The sequence below is a fragment of the Bacillus sp. FSL K6-1366 genome, assembly GCF_037976695.1.
GTDB classification, from domain to species: Bacteria; Bacillota; Bacilli; order Bacillales; family Bacillaceae; genus Bacillus; species Bacillus subtilis.
Genome location: NZ_CP150268.1, coordinates 3,433,258 through 3,451,875 on the forward strand (window position 1 = coordinate 3,433,258; position 18,618 = coordinate 3,451,875).

The 18,618-nt window shown below is 39.0% G+C and carries 22 protein-coding genes, 1 tRNA gene and 2 pseudogenes; 11 read left to right on the forward strand and 14 right to left on the reverse strand.

The window, feature by feature from the left end; translation table 11 throughout:
- Positions 1-45: 45 nt before the first annotated feature.
- Positions 46-1,236 (reverse strand): DUF819 family protein, encoded by a 1,191-nt coding sequence (locus tag MHI44_RS17970; RefSeq protein ID WP_339202506.1) that lies wholly within the window; start codon positions 1,234-1,236, stop codon positions 46-48.
- A gap of 172 nt (positions 1,237-1,408) precedes the next feature.
- Between MHI44_RS17970 and MHI44_RS17975 the strand changes: the two genes are divergently transcribed.
- Positions 1,409-1,481: transfer RNA gene (locus MHI44_RS17975), tRNA-Val, on the forward strand.
- Positions 1,482-1,625: 144 nt separating this feature from the next.
- On the opposite strand, the pseudogene MHI44_RS17980 reads toward MHI44_RS17975, so the two are convergent.
- The 4 genes and pseudogenes from MHI44_RS17980 to MHI44_RS17995 all read right to left on the reverse strand — a co-directional run bounded on the left by MHI44_RS17980 (position 1,626) and on the right by MHI44_RS17995 (position 2,634).
- A pseudogene (locus MHI44_RS17980) lies at positions 1,626-1,919 on the reverse strand (contact-dependent growth inhibition system immunity protein).
- A 6-nt stretch (positions 1,920-1,925) separates the two neighbouring features.
- A complete protein-coding gene (locus MHI44_RS17985; protein ID WP_339202507.1) occupies positions 1,926-2,282 on the reverse strand; it encodes a hypothetical protein in 357 nt (118 codons plus the stop codon).
- 20 nt (positions 2,283-2,302) lie between these two features.
- Positions 2,303-2,461 (reverse strand): EndoU domain-containing protein, encoded by a 159-nt coding sequence (locus tag MHI44_RS17990; RefSeq protein WP_273796818.1) that lies wholly within the window; start codon positions 2,459-2,461, stop codon positions 2,303-2,305.
- Positions 2,398-2,634: a hypothetical protein gene (locus MHI44_RS17995; protein ID WP_273796782.1), complete on the reverse strand. Its 237-nt coding sequence runs from the start codon at positions 2,632-2,634 to the stop codon at positions 2,398-2,400. The genes MHI44_RS17990 and MHI44_RS17995 overlap by 64 nt, the downstream gene beginning before the upstream one ends.
- Before the next feature lie 13 nt (positions 2,635-2,647).
- Here MHI44_RS17995 and MHI44_RS18000 point away from each other — a divergent pair, with 13 nt between their 5' ends.
- Complete coding sequence (locus MHI44_RS18000; protein ID WP_256683353.1) at positions 2,648-2,779, forward strand: hypothetical protein; 132 nt, start codon at positions 2,648-2,650, stop codon at positions 2,777-2,779.
- A 43-nt stretch (positions 2,780-2,822) separates the two neighbouring features.
- Here the strand turns inward: MHI44_RS18000 and MHI44_RS18005 are convergent, their stop codons facing one another.
- Positions 2,823-3,113, reverse strand: a complete 291-nt coding sequence (locus tag MHI44_RS18005) for a contact-dependent growth inhibition system immunity protein (protein WP_029316956.1) — start codon at positions 3,111-3,113, stop codon at positions 2,823-2,825.
- Between the two features lie 16 nt (positions 3,114-3,129).
- The gene (locus tag MHI44_RS18010; protein WP_101172482.1) at positions 3,130-4,992 is read right to left on the reverse strand and encodes a T7SS effector LXG polymorphic toxin; all 1,863 of its coding nucleotides are present in this window, start codon (positions 4,990-4,992) and stop codon (positions 3,130-3,132) included.
- Between the two features lie 136 nt (positions 4,993-5,128).
- On the opposite strand from MHI44_RS18010, the pseudogene MHI44_RS18015 reads away from it, so the two are divergent.
- Positions 5,129-5,233, forward strand: a pseudogene (locus MHI44_RS18015) (peptidoglycan-binding domain-containing protein); the annotation flags it as partial.
- A 30-nt stretch (positions 5,234-5,263) separates the two neighbouring features.
- Here the strand turns inward: MHI44_RS18015 and MHI44_RS18020 are convergent.
- Positions 5,264-5,923 carry a hypothetical protein gene (locus MHI44_RS18020; RefSeq protein ID WP_038428800.1) on the reverse strand — a complete coding sequence of 220 codons (660 nt, stop codon included), beginning with the start codon at positions 5,921-5,923 and terminating at the stop codon, positions 5,264-5,266.
- Positions 5,924-6,120: 197 nt separating this feature from the next.
- Here MHI44_RS18020 and MHI44_RS18025 point away from each other — a divergent pair, with 197 nt between their 5' ends.
- Entirely contained in the window at positions 6,121-6,501 is a 381-nt protein-coding gene (locus MHI44_RS18025; RefSeq protein WP_029317635.1) for a hypothetical protein, read from the forward strand.
- A gap of 474 nt (positions 6,502-6,975) precedes the next feature.
- Here the strand turns inward: MHI44_RS18025 and MHI44_RS18030 are convergent, their stop codons facing one another.
- Positions 6,976-7,812, reverse strand: a complete 837-nt coding sequence (locus MHI44_RS18030) for a tetratricopeptide repeat protein (RefSeq protein ID WP_339202508.1) — start codon at positions 7,810-7,812, stop codon at positions 6,976-6,978.
- Positions 7,813-7,917: 105 nt separating this feature from the next.
- Here MHI44_RS18030 and MHI44_RS18035 point away from each other — a divergent pair, with 105 nt between their 5' ends.
- Positions 7,918-8,235 (forward strand): putative quinol monooxygenase, encoded by a 318-nt coding sequence (locus tag MHI44_RS18035; protein WP_151262135.1) that lies wholly within the window; start codon positions 7,918-7,920, stop codon positions 8,233-8,235.
- Between the two features lie 236 nt (positions 8,236-8,471).
- Positions 8,472-9,227: an SDR family oxidoreductase gene (locus MHI44_RS18040; protein ID WP_003245148.1), complete on the forward strand. Its 756-nt coding sequence runs from the start codon at positions 8,472-8,474 to the stop codon at positions 9,225-9,227.
- Positions 9,228-9,386: 159 nt separating this feature from the next.
- Here MHI44_RS18040 and MHI44_RS18045 read toward each other — a convergent pair whose 3' ends face one another.
- Positions 9,387-9,734, reverse strand: coding sequence for an Ig-like domain-containing protein (locus MHI44_RS18045; protein ID WP_003232839.1), 348 nt, complete (start codon positions 9,732-9,734; stop codon positions 9,387-9,389).
- Positions 9,735-10,220: 486 nt separating this feature from the next.
- On the opposite strand from MHI44_RS18045, the gene manR reads away from it, so the two are divergent.
- The 4 genes from manR (at position 10,221) to MHI44_RS18065 (ending at position 15,882) form a co-directional block, all read left to right on the forward strand.
- On the forward strand, positions 10,221-12,167 hold the full coding sequence (gene manR / locus MHI44_RS18050) for a mannose transport/utilization transcriptional regulator ManR (RefSeq protein ID WP_033884375.1): 1,947 nt from the start codon (positions 10,221-10,223) through the stop codon (positions 12,165-12,167).
- Positions 12,168-12,315: 148 nt separating this feature from the next.
- Positions 12,316-14,268: a PTS mannose transporter subunit IIABC gene (manP, locus tag MHI44_RS18055; RefSeq protein WP_181216987.1), complete on the forward strand. Its 1,953-nt coding sequence runs from the start codon at positions 12,316-12,318 to the stop codon at positions 14,266-14,268.
- Between the two features lie 14 nt (positions 14,269-14,282).
- Positions 14,283-15,230, forward strand: a complete 948-nt coding sequence (manA, locus tag MHI44_RS18060) for a mannose-6-phosphate isomerase, class I (RefSeq protein WP_181216988.1) — start codon at positions 14,283-14,285, stop codon at positions 15,228-15,230.
- A 169-nt stretch (positions 15,231-15,399) separates the two neighbouring features.
- The gene (locus MHI44_RS18065) at positions 15,400-15,882 is read left to right on the forward strand and encodes a YjdF family protein (protein WP_181217057.1); all 483 of its coding nucleotides are present in this window, start codon (positions 15,400-15,402) and stop codon (positions 15,880-15,882) included.
- 45 nt (positions 15,883-15,927) lie between these two features.
- Here the strand turns inward: MHI44_RS18065 and MHI44_RS18070 are convergent, their stop codons facing one another.
- Both MHI44_RS18070 and MHI44_RS18075 read right to left on the reverse strand, forming a co-directional pair.
- The gene (locus MHI44_RS18070; RefSeq protein WP_131227324.1) at positions 15,928-16,434 is read right to left on the reverse strand and encodes a GNAT family N-acetyltransferase; all 507 of its coding nucleotides are present in this window, start codon (positions 16,432-16,434) and stop codon (positions 15,928-15,930) included.
- Positions 16,435-16,652: 218 nt separating this feature from the next.
- Complete coding sequence (locus MHI44_RS18075; RefSeq protein WP_009967031.1) at positions 16,653-17,048, reverse strand: hypothetical protein; 396 nt, start codon at positions 17,046-17,048, stop codon at positions 16,653-16,655.
- A gap of 228 nt (positions 17,049-17,276) precedes the next feature.
- Here MHI44_RS18075 and ybaK point away from each other — a divergent pair, with 228 nt between their 5' ends.
- Positions 17,277-17,756 carry a Cys-tRNA(Pro) deacylase gene (gene ybaK / locus MHI44_RS18080; protein ID WP_021479508.1) on the forward strand — a complete coding sequence of 160 codons (480 nt, stop codon included), beginning with the start codon at positions 17,277-17,279 and terminating at the stop codon, positions 17,754-17,756.
- A 39-nt stretch (positions 17,757-17,795) separates the two neighbouring features.
- Here ybaK and MHI44_RS18085 read toward each other — a convergent pair whose 3' ends face one another.
- Positions 17,796-17,990: a DUF4177 domain-containing protein gene (locus MHI44_RS18085; RefSeq protein WP_003232825.1), complete on the reverse strand. Its 195-nt coding sequence runs from the start codon at positions 17,988-17,990 to the stop codon at positions 17,796-17,798.
- Between the two features lie 131 nt (positions 17,991-18,121).
- Entirely contained in the window at positions 18,122-18,451 is a 330-nt protein-coding gene (locus MHI44_RS18090) for a YjdJ family protein (RefSeq protein WP_033884370.1), read from the reverse strand.
- Between the last annotated feature and the right edge of the window lie 167 nt (positions 18,452-18,618).

Below are 18,618 nucleotides of genomic sequence, written 5' to 3' on the forward strand. Positions count from 1 at the left end.
CAGCATTCCTCTTACATTATTCTCAGGGAAATGCAAATATCCTTTTTATAAGAAGGAAGAAAACCAATTTCCAATAAAAGTGCCAACATAGTTGCCGATTAAGTAGCCGAGCGTACCGACAAGCATGATCGGGGCGACAAGCTCCCGCCATCCCTTGGCAATTGCCATCGCAGCCGCAGTCGTCGGTCCCCCGACAGTAGCGTTGACGGCGAGCAGAATTTCTTCAAGCCGCACGCGGAACAATTTTCCGGCAGCTAAGGAAACTGCTAAATTGCTGATCGCAATGATAAACACGAATAATAGAATAAGAGGCGCATTCGTGACGATTAAGCGGAGATCTGCAGGAATGCCGATCACCACAAAAAACAAATAAATCAAAAAGGTTCCAAGTTCCTGAGATCCATTGAGCCTTTCAAAAAAACGCGGGAAAAGAAAAATGATAAGAACAGTTAAAGACGTAAGCACCAGGTACTGATCGCCAAGCGTACCGGTCAGCAGGGGATGAGAAAAAATGCTTTTAAAATAACCGGAAACCTTCATACTAACCGCAACAAGCGCGAAAGCGGCACCGGCATTAAAAGCGATATCCTTTAAGGAAATATCCTTCCGTTTCCAATAGCTTTCAGCACTGTTTCCGCTGTTTTCATCGGCTTTTACCTTCTCTTCAAACGGCATGGCATAATGCCGCTGAAACCATTTGAGTGCAGGAATGCTGATTAAAATAAAAAACAAAAGCGCCATCATAAAATTATCAGCCACAACGGTAGCCGACACATATTCACCAGGCGTCTCAAATTTTGCCGCCATCGCCGCAAAGTTGACCCCGCCGCCGATATAAGAGGCGCTGATCATCCCGCCGATTTTATCTAAGTAAGGAATATGCTGTTTAAGTAGAAAAAAAGCAAGAATGCTCCCAAGCACAGTGCCAGCGGAGCTAATCAGAAAAATAAACAGCAAACGCCTGCTTTCCTTAAAAATTTGCCGAACATTGATCTGAAACAGCAAAAGGGGAATCGCAAGCGGCACCACATAAGCCCACACAGTATCATACACAGGCGACTCAACAGGAAGCACTCCTACATTTGTAAACACCATAGCACCTGCAAGGGCGATAATAGCGCCCGACACAGCGGACGCCCACTTAAAGCGCTGCTCCAGCCCGATGCTCACTACCGCCCACACCGCAATAAACCCCCATAATACCCAAACATCATCGGAAGAAATCAAAGAATGCAAAACCCCATCACCTCTATTGTTAGAAAATTAAGACATATTATAATAGCCGGGGAACGGAACAGCAAGTCCAAAAAAAGTTTTTCTAAAAAAGCAGTTGACGAATAGAAGGGAAGGTTATATAATAGAAGTTGTCAGAAAGACAATAACATACCCAGCAACACATACATATCATGATTCCGTAGCTCAGCTGGGAGAGCGCTACCTTGACAGGGTAGAGGTCGCTGGTTCGAGCCCAGTCGGAATCATAGCTTAAACCCTTGCGCAGCAAGGGTTTTTTACTTTGCTTATTTATTGATTTTGTCATCATTCATCGAGTTGGGGACGAATTGGGGACGAAAGTTTTTTTAAGCTGATTTTGAAGTGAATTCAAAATCAGCTCTGTTTCTATGTTAGGCAATATTCTTTTCGATTTTTTGAATAACTTGTTCGAGCCATATGATTGGAGATACGCCGTAACTAAGAACGTCCACTCCGTCAGCAGCTTAATCGATAAAATCATTCTTTTCTTCATCCGAATAATCGCTGTTAAAAAAATCTTTCAATGCAGCTATATCAGTTTCTTGCTCTTCTTTTGGAATCTCTTCTAAGTATTCGTCCAGTGCTGACTCAGGAGTTTCTATATCTTGATGAAATATACCTCCTAGAAATTGAAATACAGGTTCATAAATCTCGATTTCAATCATTACTTATCACCGCCAAGAAATGTTAACTTCAAATCTGAGAAATGGTGCGTATCTTAATTCTATATAACTTTCTGCTATATCGATATCATTTGTCATTTCTAAGTCAGGGTATTTTTCATCTAATTTTCTTAAACAATTAATAAGTTCTTTACTTTGTAAACTTTCAGATAAATCTTCAAATACCTCACTGATCCAATATAAATCTTCTTTATTACAATTTTCTAGATAGCTAATTGTATTTTCTTCATTTTCTGAGAGCACTTCAATTATTTCATCCCAACTTTTTTGAATTCCATAGTCATCATTAAGATTAAGTTTTTTTCTTTTAATTAATATTGCTTCCATTTTTTTCTCTAAATTCATATTGATCCTCCATACTTTGTCTATGGTTGTTTAGTTGCATCGGGGAAAATGGTTCCTATTTCTCCATTTGTTTTAATAACTCCAACCCTAACACCTTTATACTCTCCGAATATAGTCACACCATTTTCTGCATTAGCGAATTCGGGTAATTCAGCAATCTTTGCACCGGCTGCTGCAATATCAGACTCTGTCCAACTTTCGGGAAACCAAGATTGATTGGAGCCTGATCTTTTTTTGCTAAATTAAAAGCGCTTGGCGGCAAAACATCAAGTGAAAAAGTAACTTCACTGTGAAAAAAAACAAGCTCAAGCAAAAAGAAAACATCTATTAATCTGCCTTCGAGCATTTTCAAAGCGAAAAGCCCATTGAGGCACAGCGATGCTATTGAGCAGATCCAAACAGCGTTGGCGGCATTGCGTTTCTATCAAGATAAGCAAGCCAAAAACTTCGGTATCGATGGCTATTATGAACCAGCTACAAAAGCGAAATTGAAGTAATATAAAAAGGCCCTCTTAAAATGGGGGCCTTTCAGTGTTTCTTTTAAATAGCTTCTTTTAGTTTTTCTATTACACTTTTCAACCATTCTATAGGTGGTAATCCAATTGTCGGGAAATATATTTCTGCATTACACTTTATAATGTCTTCCTTTTCTTCTTTAGTTAGATCGCTATTTAGAAACTCTTCGCAAAACTTAACTGTAAATAGCAAACCTTCTTTACTAATTTCCTCAATAAATTCGTCTAATGCGTGTTCAGGGGATCTGATATCTTGATGAAATGTTGCACCTAAAAAATTTTCTAATTCGTCTAAGAAATCATAACTTTCATCCATGATACTTCCTCTCTTTCTATTTGGTTGGATATCCTGTAAGAATAAAGTTACCGTTGTTATCTTTTTTGAGTATAATTTTTGCGTTTGTAACGTTCTCTACTAGTTCTGAATTTCTTGTTACACTTCTGCCGATTATTTCTCCATCGCCCTTGTATTTTAACATTAATTTAGGTTTTTTAGGATCATCAATCCAATTTTCGATTTTCTTTATATTTTTTGGATCGTTTAAGACTGAATTAGCAATTCTCTCAGCGGTAGCCCTATCTTTAAAAGTAGATGAAGCTGTAATATGTGGGTTAGGATCAGTTCTCAGTCTTTCTATTAATTCTTCATCCGTCTTCCCGACATGTCTTTCTATAAGATGCCCGCCTTTTGCTTCATGAGCAGCTAATCCGCCGCCAGGTGCGAGAGGGGTACTATCACCTTGTTTGACATTACCTGTACCCATGTTGTTAGAACTTTCAGATCTTCTGAGAACACTCTCTTTTTTATCTTCCGCAATACTTTTTAGCAGCGGAGTATTTTTCACATTAATGGTATTCTCAGCATCTTGAAGGATTCCTTCTAATGCAGGAGTATACCGGTTAACAGGAGATTTGACAAACTGTTTTACAGACTTTCCGCCTTTCTTAATTGTATCACTAGCTGTTTTCCCAACTTTAGCAAGATCCTTCGATCCTGTTGAGACAGAGGACTTTCCACCTTTCAATAACAGAAGACTTCCGCCCAAATAAGTAACATAGTGCAGCCGCGTGTATGCATCCCCGTGAATCATTTTTGTATCCCAATTATCCTTCAATGTGTCGACCATACTTTGAAAGGCAGCTTGATAGTCGTATTCCAGAACTGTATCCAGCACTTTTTGAGGATCCTTGTTTAAGTTGTCAATTGTCCAACCGATATTCCATCCGAATTGAATGGCTCCTTCACCGGTATCCTTTGCAAGATCGTATAAACCAACAATCGCACCCTTGGCGCCATCACCTATGATTTGCAAAACTTCTTTTCCGTTATCCATGAAAGCTTTACGCTGTTCAAGAAATGAAACAAATTCAAGCTGTTCAGAGGTAAGGTTCTCATATCCGACCTTCTTGGCAATTTCTAAGTATTCATCCGGATCCGTCACGCCATCAGCTAGCTTCTTCTTCAATTCTTTGATTTCTCGTTCTTTTGCTTCATCTTTCTTGATCTTCAAATAAGCTTCAGTTTGTTTCTCAATATCGCCTTTTTTCTTATGTATGTCACTTTCTCTATACGCTTTGGCATTGTAGTGGATGGGTGTAGCATTCTTACCCTTGCCAGTGGATTCCTCAAGCTTTTGAAAGTCCTTCTTGATGAATTGCTCGTTTGGCTCTGATTGGGCATATTCAGTAACAAGTGCTTCGTCCACGCTGCCTAGTTTATCGACTGTTTTTTTGCGTTTGTCCTCTGCATCTGCAAGTTCGTCTTTAAAGTCTTCTGTTGAGAACAAATCAAGCGGAAGAATATCGTCGATATCATGTAAGATATCTTTCATCGCTTTCTTCTGTTCAGACATAATAGATTTTGATTTTGTGTAGGCGTTAGCCAGCTCGTGTTCTAAGAAGGATTCTTCTATATATGCATCAGATAAGCTGGCGTCCTCTAAAGTACCTGAAATGCTTGTCAAGAAAGCAATTTTCATATCAATTAGATCAATCCAACTGTCAGCCACACCTGCGTGGTCTTGATAAAATGCTTTAATGTTGTCGGCGCCTTTGCCGGAAAACTCACTGTCATCTAAATCAGCTACAGCTTTAAAAGCCTTTTTTAGATTGACCATCTGACTTCTTAATTCCTTGTATTCCTTTGCGCGTTTATCTGCTTCAGAAAGCAACGTTTTAGCTTCAAATACTTTCATGTTCATATCCTTTCGTTTGAATAGCTCCAACAAGATTTTACCATGGGAAAATGAAGAAATAGACAGCGATATAATTCAAAAGTGTGAAATGAATAATTTGATCTGTGTCAATTTACCTATTTGGATTATTTGTTTGGAAACTGATGACGCAGTAAGACGATTCCAGCTGATGAATGGTTTAAATCCTGATGGCATTTATGGTCCTAAGACTAAAGCTAAACTCGAATCTCTTCTTAAATAAAAATAGCCCTCCTCAATTGGAGGGCTATTTTTATTTAATAGAAACGTGATGTGTGTACCAGTTTCCGGTTGCAGTGAATCGTAATTCCATATGGCCGTGGCGGTTACCTCCATACTTTACAAACGTGTAATCAGAATTGGCGATTGCATCCTTAGCCGTTTTATCAATGTTTGCAATTTTTTTGGAAGTGATTTTACCATTCCAGCCAGCAAAACCTGAAGCGGATGCACTTGGCGGACTTTCCCACTTTGTTATTTTCTTTCCATATTCGTATGAATAGTTGTCACTTACTCGAATATCATATAATTTTATCCCTGTAAACTTTACAGCGTAATAGCCACTTGCAGTTTTATTTTGGGTGGCTTGTGTTTTTATCTTTTCCAATCCCATATCTGTACTGACGCCCATTTCCACAGTGAAACCATTACCGAGATCAATTTCTTGATATGGATGATCTTTGGTGACATGCATACTGTTTAAAGCCTTATTCACTTCTTTAACAGTTGGGATTTTCTCAGATGAAAGGGTTCTCAAGTTTTTTTGTTTTGTTACCTCGTGAAAGGTCGCCTTATCAATAATCAGATCAGAATTCTTGTCCACTTTTTCGGCAGCATTTGCACTTTGAAGACTAAACAGAGATGAAAAACTCAAAGCTAGGGCAAAAACCACACCCACAAGTAACTTTTTCATTTTATCCCTCCTTAATGTTTTCGTCCCCATCTTATCTTAATGTATAATATTGGTAAATGGGATGAAAGTAACAAATGGTGCTATTGATTAAAGTATTAGGCTTTGAAGGAGCGGGAAGATTGAAAAGTAAATGAATGGTTTTACCCATTTAAACAACCTTATATCACGTGTATATTGGATTGTAGGGGAGGGATATCATGGTCAAGATCATATTGGCATTTGTTTATCTATTTGGCTTCGTTGTGTTGAGCAATTGGGCTTTCGACGGAATATTTTCCGAGAGCTATTTCTCGCCAATCGGTTTCCTTTGGTCTATCTTATTTACATTTTTCATAGGGGTTTATACCGGCTTGCCTTTAATCTACAAAAAGTTTACTCAATCAAGCCGTTTGACTTTGAAAAGTAAAAAGCCGATTTATTTCACTATCGGTACAGCCGTTATTCTCTTTGGGCTTTATTTTCTCAAAAACGAAATCGCCCCCTATTTTATGCTATGTGGCTATTTTTTAACTCTGGCATCAGGTATAGCCCTGACCATCTTATTACAGCCCAAAACCAACAACTGTAAAACAGTATAACCAACAAGAATTAATTAAAAGCCCGTCGTTTTTTAGACGGGCTTTATACAAATTTAATCAAAAAGGAATATTTTTAATCAGAAACTTATGTAAGAAACCCTATAAAATAAGGCTTGGGAATAAAACGTCCGTTCGTGTCAGAACATAATCGCTACCTTGTGACAGGGGGGAGATCCCTGGTTCGAGCCCAGTCGGAATCATAGCTTAAAACCTTGCGTAGCAAGGGTTTTTTACTTTTTATGGGCTGTCGGTTTATTAATGCAGTATATGATTTAAATGAAAACTCAGGAATAATATTGAGTTGAGAAGATAAAATAAAAACCCCATTTCTAAAGTCCAAAATGGGGTTATTTCTTAATATCATATTAAGTTGCTGCTCTATCTGCGACCTTATAAGTGGACTGCTCAGAAAGAGCGTATGAAGCGCTGGATACTCCAACAATGCCAAGCAAGAGCGCTAAACAAATTGCAATTTTACATTTTTTCATTTAAATGTTTCCCCCTTTGAATTTGTTTACGTGCTTCAATTGCCATTTGATAAAAATCGACCGCATCATGTCTGTCTTCTTTGTTGGTCAAAAAATCAGCAACAGCAACAGCGTATTCTTCCATATCACCATAAAGGTTTTTCTCTTTGAAGAACTTGAACACTTCTCTAAGTATTTGTAAGTCAAATGATAAATAAAGACCTTTAACCAGTTTTAATTTCTCGGTTACTTCCTGGTTGTTGTGTCGGGCAGCAACCTTCTGACCTTCCTGATATAATTCTAATGCAGCCTTTAAATCATTCTTCTTTGCTTTGACATATGCCAGATTAAAAATCGCTTTGGACTCATAAATGTGCTTTCGATTCTTATGAATTTCATAGGCGATTTGAAAATGTTTCTCAGTATTGTCAAGTTCTTCAAGATTTTTATAACATAATCCCACATTAAAATGAGCTGAACCAATTAAATGTTGCTCTCCTATTTTTATAGCATCATTTAAGGCTTTTTCAGCTGTTTCTAAAGCGTCCTCATAACACATTTTATCTAGCCAGTTCCCAAAGATAACAAACTGACATTGGACCATTTCTTTGCCATATGTAAGGTTCCCCTGAGCATCTTTTTGCTCTTTAAATATAGAGTATGCTCGCTGGGCATAGTTCATTGAACAATGAGTCTCTTTCATATAGTAATAGACTTCTGACATTTTGAAATAGAACTCTGCCTTATCTGTATTTGCGTTTTTATCTAATAAATCAAGATATTTTTCGGCTTCGCGATAATATGTTAAAGCAATAACTAAATCTCTCGTTCTAAAATGATACATGCCGGTAAAAAAATGATAATAGAACTAATTGTATTGGTGAGGGATGCACTCGAAGTTGTCTAATGATTTATAAATGGCATCTATCTTTTTCAAGAAAATGTTATAATGAAAAGCCATAAAATGATAGGAGGGGGAATTTCGATGCATTACATAACGGCATGTTTAAAAATCATCAGTGATAAAGACCTTAGTGAGATAATGAAGGAATTCAAAAAACTTGAGGAAGAAACGAACAAAGAAGAGGGTTGTATTACATTCCATGCTTATCCGCTTGAGCCATCAGAACGTAAAATAATGCTTTGGGAGATTTGGGAAAACGAAGAAGCTGTGAAAACCCATTTCACGAAAAAACACACAATAGACGTTCAAAAACAAGAATTAACGGAAGTAGAATGGTTAATGAAAAGCAATGTGAATGATTGAAAGGCTCTTTAAAAAGAGACATTCAATGACTTAGTATCAGCCACTTGTGACTAAGTAGTAAATTGTTGTCCAACTCTTATTTTTTCTATTTAATATTTTTTGAGACGAAAATGTTTTTTTAAGCTGATTTTAAAATGTATTCAAAGTCAGCTCTGTTTGATTTAATGGATTATATTCTTTGGATAACTTGTTACCATCATAATGGAGATACTCCGTATAAATTGGAGGTTAAAATAATGAGTCATTCTCAAGAAAAAATTGCACTAATTACAGGAGCAAGCAGTCAAGGGGATATTGGTACGGCTATTTGTCGTAAGTTAGCCTCACAGGGTATACATATCTTCTTTACTCACTGGAATTCTGATACGGCCTGGATAGAAGAATTTCAACAAGAAATTTTACGTATGGGTGTCCGCTGTGAGGCAATGAAAATTGATTTATCAGATGCACATGCTGCATTCACAATACATGAAAAAATTTCAGATAAATTAGGATATCCTTCCATCCTTATTAATAATGCAGCTCATTCCGCAAGTGATAATTATGTATCGTTAGATGCTAAATCACTTGATGAGCATTATGCGGTTAATATGAGATCGAATTTTCTTCTTTGTGTTGAATTCGCCCGTCGGTTTAAAAAATCTAATTTAATATCAGGAAGGATCATCAATATGACATCAGGGCAGGATTTAGGTCCTTTGCCTGGGGAGTTAGCGTATGCAGCTACTAAAGGAGCTATTTCTGCCTTTACTAGGTCGTTATCACAAGAACTTGCACCATTGGGCATCACTGTTAACGCTGTAAACCCAGGTCCAACAGATTCTACATGGATGACAGATGAAATAAGAAATTTTCTTTCACCTAAATTTCCAATGGGGCGTATTGGCACACCAGATGATGCAGCACGAATGATTGCTTTTCTTGCAAGTGATGAGGCTGAATGGATAACTGGACAAATTATTCATTCAGAAGGTGGATTTATTCGGGGCTAAGCTACTGAAACACAATATACACCAATGTATGATGTATTCCCAAAACTAAATCTAAACTTGAAGCGCAATTGAAATAAAATAAGGTCCCTTCTCTTTTTAGAGGGGGACCTTATTTTATTCATGCATGTTTTGCATCCAGAAAATCTGGCGGATAAGAGATTAATAAACCGTTACATATACTTTTCCGAATACTGCAGTACCTTTAAACAAAGTAATCGTGGCTTTTCCTTTTGATTTAGCCGTCACTAAACCATTTTGATCGACTTCAGCAACTTTTTGGTTATCAGTCCAATAACGAGTAGCTGAATTATTTTTAACAGAATAGGTTTCTCCAACTTTTAGAGGTAAATTATAGTCTTGAATCTTGATAACATGTGTAGGTGAAATAGAAATGTTCTTTACTTCAGTAGGTGTGGAGTTTATTTCATGAGCTGAAGCTACCCCGCTGACCGACAGAGCTAACGCAGAAATCGATAAAGCAGAAACAACCGTTTTTTTGAAATTCATTTTGAAACACTCCTTTAAAGTTTTTTGTCTTGCACTATAACAATTCAATAAAAGTAATTATTTTCCTTGTAAATAAATGTTAATAATATGTGAACGATCAATTGATTTGAGCTAAGAATATTGTGTGCCCTGCACAGAGTTTGTATTTATGATGGAAAATTGCTGAGAGAGAATGGCCATCCGTGCACTTTATCCCCGAAGATACCAAATCATTTTTCTTCATCATGTTCTTACTTTCGTACTCATACATTAGAAAATCTTCGTTCTAAATAGGTGAAGAATTGGAGTATTTTTATGAATTTCTGCTGAATATACATTACATAGCAAACTCAAAGAATATAAAAATCGCTTTTTTCCGGAAGCTTCGGTAAAAAACGAAACTTTTGTCTCTATGATTTTATTTTATAATGTAAACGGTTTCTTATATAGTATACTTATACTATCAATTTGCTCAAGTAGATACTGACAGGAAGGATAGAAAAACAGATGGAATACATAAATACAAGACAAAAAGAGATTTTGTATCTGTTGTTATCTGAACCTGATGACTATTTAGTTGTGCAAGATTTCGCAGATAGGGTACAGTGTTCTGAAAAAACAATCCGGAATGATTTGAAAGTGATCGAGGATTATCTCAATGAGCATTCTCATGCACAGCTTATTCGAAAACCAGGGTTGGGCGTTTATTTACATATAGAAGAACAGGAAAGGACCTGGCTAAGCCAACAATTACATACTGAACATTTTTCTTCTAGGCAGCGGAGCGATGAAGAAAGAATGCTGCACATTGCTTATGACTTATTAATGAATCCGAAGCCTGTTTCCGCAAAAGACATTGCCGCTCGGCATTTTGTCAATCGATCTTCCATAAAAAAGGATTTATACGCAGTAGAAGAGTGGCTGAAGCGTTTTGATCTCACACTGGTTTCTAGGCAGCGGCTTGGATTAAAGGTTGAAGGGAACGAAAGAAATAAAAGAAAGGCATTGGCAAGAATATCTGATTTGATCCACAATACAGCGTTTACCAGCCAATTTATTAAAAGTAAGTTTTTACATTATGAAGTAGACTTTGTGACGAAAGAAATCAAATCACTACAAAAAAAGCATTCCCTCTATTTCACAGACGAAACGTTTGAAAGTTTGCTGCTGCATACATTGTTAATGGTCCGCCGCATCAAAATGAAGCAGCCGATTTCATTGTCCCCAAAAGAAATGGCGGCAGTAAAAAAGAAGAAAGAATATCAATGGACATTTGCTTGTTTACAGCGGCTTGAACCGGTTTTTGCAATTCGCTTCCCTGAAGAAGAAGCCGTGTACTTAACATTACATATATTGGGCGGTAAGGTTCGTTATCCATTGCAGACAGAAGAGAACCTTGAAAATGCTGTGCTTCCTAAGGTTGTAGGGCATTTAATCAATCGTGTTTCAGAGCTGAAAATGATGGATTTTCACAAGGATCAGGATTTGATCAATGGTTTGAACATTCATCTCAATACTGTGCTACAACGGCTGAGCTACGATCTTTCTGTAGCAAATCCTATGCTCAATGACATCAAAAAGATGTACCCTTATTTGTTCCACCTCATCATTGATGTTTTGGAAGACATCAATCAAACTTTTGATCTTCATATTCCTGAGGAAGAGGCAGCATATTTGACATTGCATTTTCAGGCAGCGATCGAACGGATGCAGGGCAGCAGCGAGACACATAAAAAGGCGGTTATCGTCTGCCACATGGGGATTGGGATGTCACAATTGCTGCGGACAAAAATTGAACGGAAATGTCATCAAATCGCTGTAATGGCCTGTATTGCAAAGGCCGATTTAAAGGATTATATCAAAAAGCATGAGGATATTGATCTTGTCATATCCACCATTGCGCTGGAGAATATAACGGTTCCCCATATTGTTGTGTCTCCGCTTTTAGAGCCTGGTGAAGAGATGAAATTAAGTGCGTTTATACGTCAGCTGGGCGAATCACACCGCCAAAAACAAAAAACGTTTCAGATGCTGAACAATACGACTCCTTTTTTGGTTTTTTTGCAGCAGGAGGCAGAGCACCGCTACAAGTTAATCGAACAGCTGGCGACAGCTTTGTTTGAGAAAGGCTATGTTGATAAGGACTATGCGGTTCATGCGGTGATGAGGGAAAAAATGTCGGCGACAAATATTGGATCAGGCATTGCCATTCCTCATGCAAACGCTAAATTTATTAAACAATCAGCAATCGCGATTGCCACATTAAAGGAGCCGCTTGAATGGGGAAATGAAAAAGTTTCGCTCGTTTTTATGCTGGCTGTCAAACACGAGGATCAAACCATGACAAAGCAGCTGTTTAGCGAGCTTTCATATCTTAGCGAGCAGCCGGCCTTCGTCCAGAAGCTGACGAAAGAAGCCAATGTCATGACATTTTTATCTCATTTGGATTATTAAAGCAGGGATTATTCCTTGCTTTTTTTTGTTATAGGGAAAAATGCCTTTATTACCGGAACCTATGGTAAAAAAAAGCGATTTTAATGAGCTGATTTCGGTATACAGTTGAGACAAGATCTTATTATTCACACTTTAAAGGAGGTTTCCTATGAAACTGTTAGCGATTACATCTTGTCCGAATGGAATCGCCCATACGTATATGGCAGCGGAAAATCTGCAAAAAGCTGCTGACAGACTGGGCGTTAGCATCAAAGTTGAGACCCAGGGAGGGATTGGTGTCGAAAATAAGCTAACCGAAGAGGAAATTCGCGAAGCGGACGCAATCATTATTGCTGCAGACCGCTCGGTAAACAAAGACCGGTTTATAGGCAAAAAACTGCTGTCTGGGGGGGTACAGGACGGCATCCGCAAACCGGAAGAATTGATTCAAAAAGCTCTTAACGGGGATATACCGGTCTATCGTTCCGCTTTAAAATCGGAATCCGGTAATCATCAGGAGAAGAAACAAAATCCAATTTACCGTCATTTAATGAACGGCGTTTCATTTATGGTTCCTTTCATTGTTGTCGGCGGATTATTGATAGCGGTTGCATTAACTCTAGGAGGGGAGAAAACACCTAACGGCTTAGTTATTCCGGATGATTCCTTCTGGAAAACGATTGAACAGATCGGCAGTGCTTCATTTTCATTTATGATTCCGATTTTAGCCGGCTATATCGCCTATAGCATCGCTGATAAACCGGGACTTGTGCCAGGGATGATCGGCGGTTATATTGCGGCGACTGGAAGTTTTTATGACAGCGCAAGCGGCGCCGGATTCCTCGGGGGGATTATTGCCGGGTTTTTGGCTGGATACGCGGCACTTTGGATCAAAAAATTAAAAGTTCCAAAAGCAATCCAGCCGATTATGCCGATTATTATTATTCCGGTGTTTGCATCACTGATTGTAGGTTTAGCGTTTGTGTTTTTGATCGGCGCGCCTGTAGCTCAAATTTTCGCCTCTTTAACAGTTTGGCTGGCGGGGATGAAAGGGTCGAGCTCGATCCTTCTGGCATTGATTTTAGGGGCGATGATCTCATTTGATATGGGCGGTCCCGTAAATAAGGTGGCGTTTCTGTTTGGATCGGCAATGATTGGAGAAGGAAATTATGAAATTATGGGACCAATTGCTGTCGCCATTTGTATCCCCCCGATTGGCCTTGGCGTTGCGACGTTTTTAGGAAAAAGAAAATTCGAGGCATCTCAAAGAGAAATGGGGAAAGCGGCATTTACGATGGGTCTCTTCGGCATTACTGAAGGAGCGATTCCATTTGCGGCGCAGGACCCTCTGCGCGTTATTCCAAGTATTATGGCAGGCTCAATGACAGGTTCTGTGATAGCCATGATTGGCAATGTGGGAGACAGAGTGGCGCACGGCGGACCTATCGTTGCAGTGCTTGGCGCAGTTGATCATGTCTTGATGTTTTTTATTGCTGTGATTGCAGGATCTCTTGTCACTGCTCTGTTTGTCAATGTACTAAAAAAGGATATTACGGCGTCTCCTGTGCTCAGTGAAACTGCACCGACCTCCGCGCCAAGTGAAGCTGCGGCAGCAAATGAAATAAAGCAGCCAATTCAAAGCCAAAAAGCTGAGATGTCGGAATTTAAAAAACTGACAGACATTATCAGCCCGGAATTAATTGAACCAAATTTATCGGGGGAAACGAGGGATGACATCATAGATGAATTGATTCAGAAATTGTCCCGAAGAGGTGCGCTGCTTTCAGAGAGCGGGTTTAAACAAGCCATTTTGAATCGTGAACAACAGGGAACAACGGCGATTGGCATGAATATCGCGATTCCGCACGGAAAGTCTGAGGCGGTCAGGGAGCCGAGTGTTGCCTTTGGGATCAAACGATCAGGCGTTGATTGGAATAGCCTGGATGGATCAGAAGCTAAATTAATCTTTATGATTGCTGTACCGAAAGAGAGCGGGGGAAACCAGCATCTCAAAATACTGCAGATGCTATCTCGAAAGCTAATGGATGACAATTATAGGGAGCGGCTGCTCTCCGTGCAAACAACAGAAGAAGCATACAAGCTGCTAGAAGAAATCGAATAAAGCGGGGGATTTTCATGACGACTGAACCGTTATTTTTCAAGCCTGTTTTCAAAGAAAGAATTTGGGGCGGGACCGCTTTATCTGATTTTGGCTATACCATTCCGTCACAACGAACAGGGGAGTGCTGGGCTTTTGCCGCGCATCAAAATGGTCAAAGCGTTGTTCAAAACGGAATGTATAAGGGGTTCACGCTCAGCGAATTATGGGAACATCATAGACATTTATTCGGACAGCTTGAAGGGGACCGTTTCCCTCTGCTTACAAAAATATTAGATGCTGACCAGGACTTATCTGTTCAGGTGCATCCGAATGATGAATATGCCAACATACATGAAAACGGTGAGCTTGGAAAAACAGAATGCTGGTACATTATTGATTGCCAAAAAGATGCCGAGATTATTTATGGCCACAATGCAACAACAAAGGAAGAACTAACTACCATGATAGAGCGTGGAGAATGGGATGAGCTCTTGCGCCGTGTAAAGGTAAAGCCGGGGGATTTTTTCTATGTGCCAAGCGGTACTGTTCATGCGATTGGAAAAGGAATTCTTGCTTTGGAGACGCAGCAGAACTCAGACACAACCTACAGATTATATGATTATGATCGAAAAGATGCAGAAGGCAAGCTGCGCGAGCTTCATCCGAAAAAGAGCATCGAAGTGATAGAGGTCCCGTCTATTCCAGAACGGCATACAGTTCACCATGAACAAATTGAGGATTTGCTTACAACGACATTGGTTGAATGCGCTTACTTTTCGGTGGGGAAATGGAACTTATCAGGATCAGCAAGCTTAAAGCAGCAAAAACCATTCCTTCTTATCAGTGTGATTGAAGGGGAGGGTCGTATGATCTCTGGTGAGTATGTCTATCCTTTCAAAAAAGGAGATCATATGTTGCTGCCTCACGGTCTTGGAGAATTTAAACTCGAAGGATATGCAGAATGTATCGTCTCCCATCTGTAACATGGCAGGGCTTGAGAAATAAATTTGCGAGTGAAGACGCCTATTCTCCAGCAATGATCTAAATAAAATAAGAGTTTAATAGTTGGAGAAGAAATGTTACACTCTTTTCTGTATATGGTAAAGAATGAAAAAACACGATTCGGTTGGTAGTCCGGATGCATGATTGAGAATGTCAGTAACCTTCCCCTCCTCGGGATGTCCATCATTCTTTAATATCTTTTATGAGGAGGGAATCGTTATGAAATTAACGGTTTACTACGATGGTCAGTTTTGGGTAGGCGTTGTTGAAGTTGTGAACAATGGAAAGCTAAGAGCCTTTCGTCATCTTTTTGGCAAAGAGCCGAGGGATTCTGAAGTATTAGAGTTTGTTCATAACCAACTTTTGAATATGATGGCCCAAGCTGAGCAGGAAGGAGTGCGTTTACAAGGCAGGCGTCAAAAAAAGATCAATCCAAAAAGATTGCAGCGCCAGGTTTCAAAAGAGTTGAAAAACGCCGGAGTAACTTCTAAAGCTCAAGAGGCGATAAAGCTAGAGCTTGAAGCAAGAAAGCAAAAGAAAAAACAAATAATGAAAGAACAACGAGAACATGTAAAAGAGCAAAGGTATATGCTCAAAAAGCAAAAAGCGAAAAAGAAGCACAGAGGTAAATAATCCAAACAAAAGCAGGCGCAGTGCCTGCCTTTGTAATTAAGGACTCTACTTTGTAACATATATCCAATGTTTATAATCCGCTGATTTATGATTCAATATAAACCCTAACTTCTCCAAGGTTTTTTGTGAGCCTAGATTATCATGTTCGCATCTTGCGGTGATCCGGTTTACTGTTTCTTGGCTTAATGCCCAGTTTATTAGTTTTTGGGCGGCTTCCACACAATAACCTTTGCGGCGATGACTTTTATTTGTTGCAAAACCGATTTCAATCATGCCATTTTCGTCTGGGTCACCTAAAAATCCAGTTCCCCCAACAATTTCATGACTGTCCTTCTTTACAATAATCCATGAATCAAATCCTTTTGTTCCATTGTTTTTGACTAAAATCTCGCGGAAATAAGGTATCGCTTCAAAAAAATCAGAATTTGGCCATTCACCATTTGTTTCATAACCTAAGTCTTTGATAGCCTGATGATCTAGTTTAGACGCGGCGTCAAGAAGGGGAATATCAATCGTTTTTAAACGTAATCGATTCGTTTCAAGGAGAACCATATATCTAATCCTCTTTTCTTTTTACTGGGAATAATGATAACATATAACAATTTTCTCTGGTACCTTGGCAGTAGAGAAAGATGAAAAAATTGAGGGGGATTGAAAGAGTGACAGGTGAGAGTTTGCCCAGACCAAAAACGGGTAGGAAAATGCTGATGTTAATGTGTCCCTACCCGTTTTTCTGTTCCTGAATGCAGGGTTTCTGATAACATGTTGTGCTACCTTTTCGCAATCAAATAAAGCGATATGGCTCTTTGGGTTTGCACAGGATTATGAATGATAATGACCCATTGGTTTCTTCGTCTTGGAAAGCTTGCTACCGCATACAATGGAGCAGTATCGCGCGGAGTGAACCCACCATTTATCACGTTGATATCTCTTCCTTCAAGATGACAAACTAAGTATTCACCTGGGTTGATGACCTGTTGGTTCGTCCATGCGTAAGAATAAAAGCCGTCTCCAAGATCTTCGGTGGAAGATGGGGGGACAAAGCCATCTACAGTCAATGTGATTTCTCTTCTTCGCTGTCTTTCTGAAAAGTCTGGACTTCTTTGAGGGTTATGAGTATGTGAAAAGTAAGGAATTAACGCAGGGCCATAAAAGTAATGATACAAAGCAACCACTCCTTTATTTTCCATTCATACAAATTGTATGTGGGAGTTATTTGTTCATTCCTGTTTTGTTCCATGTAGACTAATAATGGGCTATAGGCGTCCAAGGAAATCAATTTGTCCTTTCGTTGATTCAATGCTAGTAACCTTGAAAATGCAGGTTAGGATGATAGAATTTACATATTACTGCAAGAAGTTAGACATACATCATTTTGATAGCGGGTGAAAACAATGGCGAAAAAAATAGCAAAAACAAATGCGGTTCGTCTGATAGAACAGCAGAACATCTCTTATGAGGTATTAGGGTATAAAACAGACGGCCAGCCGGTAGATGGCATCTCTGTTGCGGAAAAAATCGGTTATCCTTTGAAATATGTATATAAAACGTTGGTTGCAGCAGCAGGAACAAATCATTATTATGTCTTTGTTGTACCCGTTGCAGAAGAGTTAGATGTAAAAAAGGCAGCAAAGGTGACAGGGGAAAAGAAAATAGAAATGATTGCAATGAAGGAGCTGTTAGCGGTAACTGGCTATCTTCGCGGCGGCTGCTCGCCAATTGGCATGAAAAAATTGTTCCCGACCTATATTGATGCATCTGCAGAAACGCTTGATTTTATCATTGTCAGTGCAGGGAAAATCGGTATGCAGCTAAAGTTGGCGCCACAAGATTTAGCCAGATCATGTGATGCCGCATTTGCAGAAATTGTATAGATGCAGATACAGGGGAACGAAAAAGCTTAGTCATATCGATTAAGCTTTTTCCGCATCCCTTTCAAATATGATTTCAAAATAAGCAGCTGCCCCATACCCATCTATACTGGGAGCAAAAATCTGAACGAATCTCCAGCCTCTTTTCGCATAATCATGGATGATTTGCTGGTAGTCTTCTTTAGGCCTTCTTCTCATCGTGCTCAGCTCAACTCTTACGAATTCATATTCTTTCATCGTTTGATCCCTCCTATTAAGGTATACGCATAATTGAGCAAGAAGTTCCGAAAAGCTAGGTTAAGGTCTGCCTCACTAAACACAGGAACATCTTGAAGAGTTAAGGGGCTATAAAAACGAATTTCACCGGGTCAGCAGTCCAAATGAATCTCTTGCTTATTGCATTTGACTGAGTATATAAGTAAAAAAAGAGCGGTCAGAACATATAAGAAGGAGATGATCATTAACGCACTCATAACAGGGTAGTGTTTAGCGGAGTAGATGAAAAAATCAAGCTGTGAAATTTGTTTGGGGCTGCTGACGGCATCAATTCCATTTAGCAGTTTTGAGAGTTTAGCAGTATAGTTCCAATCAAATCGATCTGAAACAAGCTCGCTTCCTTGATACCAATTAACAGCAGCTAAAAACAGAAATATCATAATAGAAAATCCAAGCTGAACAACTAAAAATATTCCCTTCACTTTTGTATGACCTCCAAATCTATGAATATGGGAAAATCAAACAATATATTACCACCGTTTGGGTTATTCTTGCAATTTCACTTTCATACAACTCAAACGCAAGTCTATTTTTTTGTTTGTTTTTGGCTTATAATACCTGATGATGGAAAAAGAGTGCGGGTTTATAG

Coding starts and splice junctions, on each gene's coding strand:
- MHI44_RS17985 (WP_339202507.1), bottom strand. CDS start 2,282: ATGAATTTAGAGAAAAAAATGGAAGCAATATTAATTAAAAGAAAAAAA.
- MHI44_RS18005 (WP_029316956.1), bottom strand. CDS start 3,113: ATGGATGAAAGTTATGATTTCTTAGACGAATTAGAAAATTTTTTAGGT.
- MHI44_RS18010 (WP_101172482.1), bottom strand. CDS start 4,992: ATGAAAGTATTTGAAGCTAAAACGTTGCTTTCTGAAGCAGATAAACGC.
- MHI44_RS18020 (WP_038428800.1), bottom strand. CDS start 5,923: ATGAAAAAGTTACTTGTGGGTGTGGTTTTTGCCCTAGCTTTGAGTTTT.
- MHI44_RS18025 (WP_029317635.1), top strand. CDS start 6,121: ATGGTCAAGATCATATTGGCATTTGTTTATCTATTTGGCTTCGTTGTG.
- MHI44_RS18030 (WP_339202508.1), bottom strand. CDS start 7,812: ATGTATCATTTTAGAACGAGAGATTTAGTTATTGCTTTAACATATTAT.
- MHI44_RS18035 (WP_151262135.1), top strand. CDS start 7,918: ATGAAAAGCCATAAAATGATAGGAGGGGGAATTTCGATGCATTACATA.
- MHI44_RS18040 (WP_003245148.1), top strand. CDS start 8,472: ATGAGTCATTCTCAAGAAAAAATTGCACTAATTACAGGAGCAAGCAGT.
- MHI44_RS18045 (WP_003232839.1), bottom strand. CDS start 9,734: ATGAATTTCAAAAAAACGGTTGTTTCTGCTTTATCGATTTCTGCGTTA.
- manR (WP_033884375.1), top strand. CDS start 10,221: ATGGAATACATAAATACAAGACAAAAAGAGATTTTGTATCTGTTGTTA.
- manP (WP_181216987.1), top strand. CDS start 12,316: ATGAAACTGTTAGCGATTACATCTTGTCCGAATGGAATCGCCCATACG.
- manA (WP_181216988.1), top strand. CDS start 14,283: ATGACGACTGAACCGTTATTTTTCAAGCCTGTTTTCAAAGAAAGAATT.
- MHI44_RS18065 (WP_181217057.1), top strand. CDS start 15,400: ATGTCAGTAACCTTCCCCTCCTCGGGATGTCCATCATTCTTTAATATC.
- MHI44_RS18070 (WP_131227324.1), bottom strand. CDS start 16,434: ATGGTTCTCCTTGAAACGAATCGATTACGTTTAAAAACGATTGATATT.
- ybaK (WP_021479508.1), top strand. CDS start 17,277: ATGGCGAAAAAAATAGCAAAAACAAATGCGGTTCGTCTGATAGAACAG.
- MHI44_RS18085 (WP_003232825.1), bottom strand. CDS start 17,990: ATGAAAGAATATGAATTCGTAAGAGTTGAGCTGAGCACGATGAGAAGA.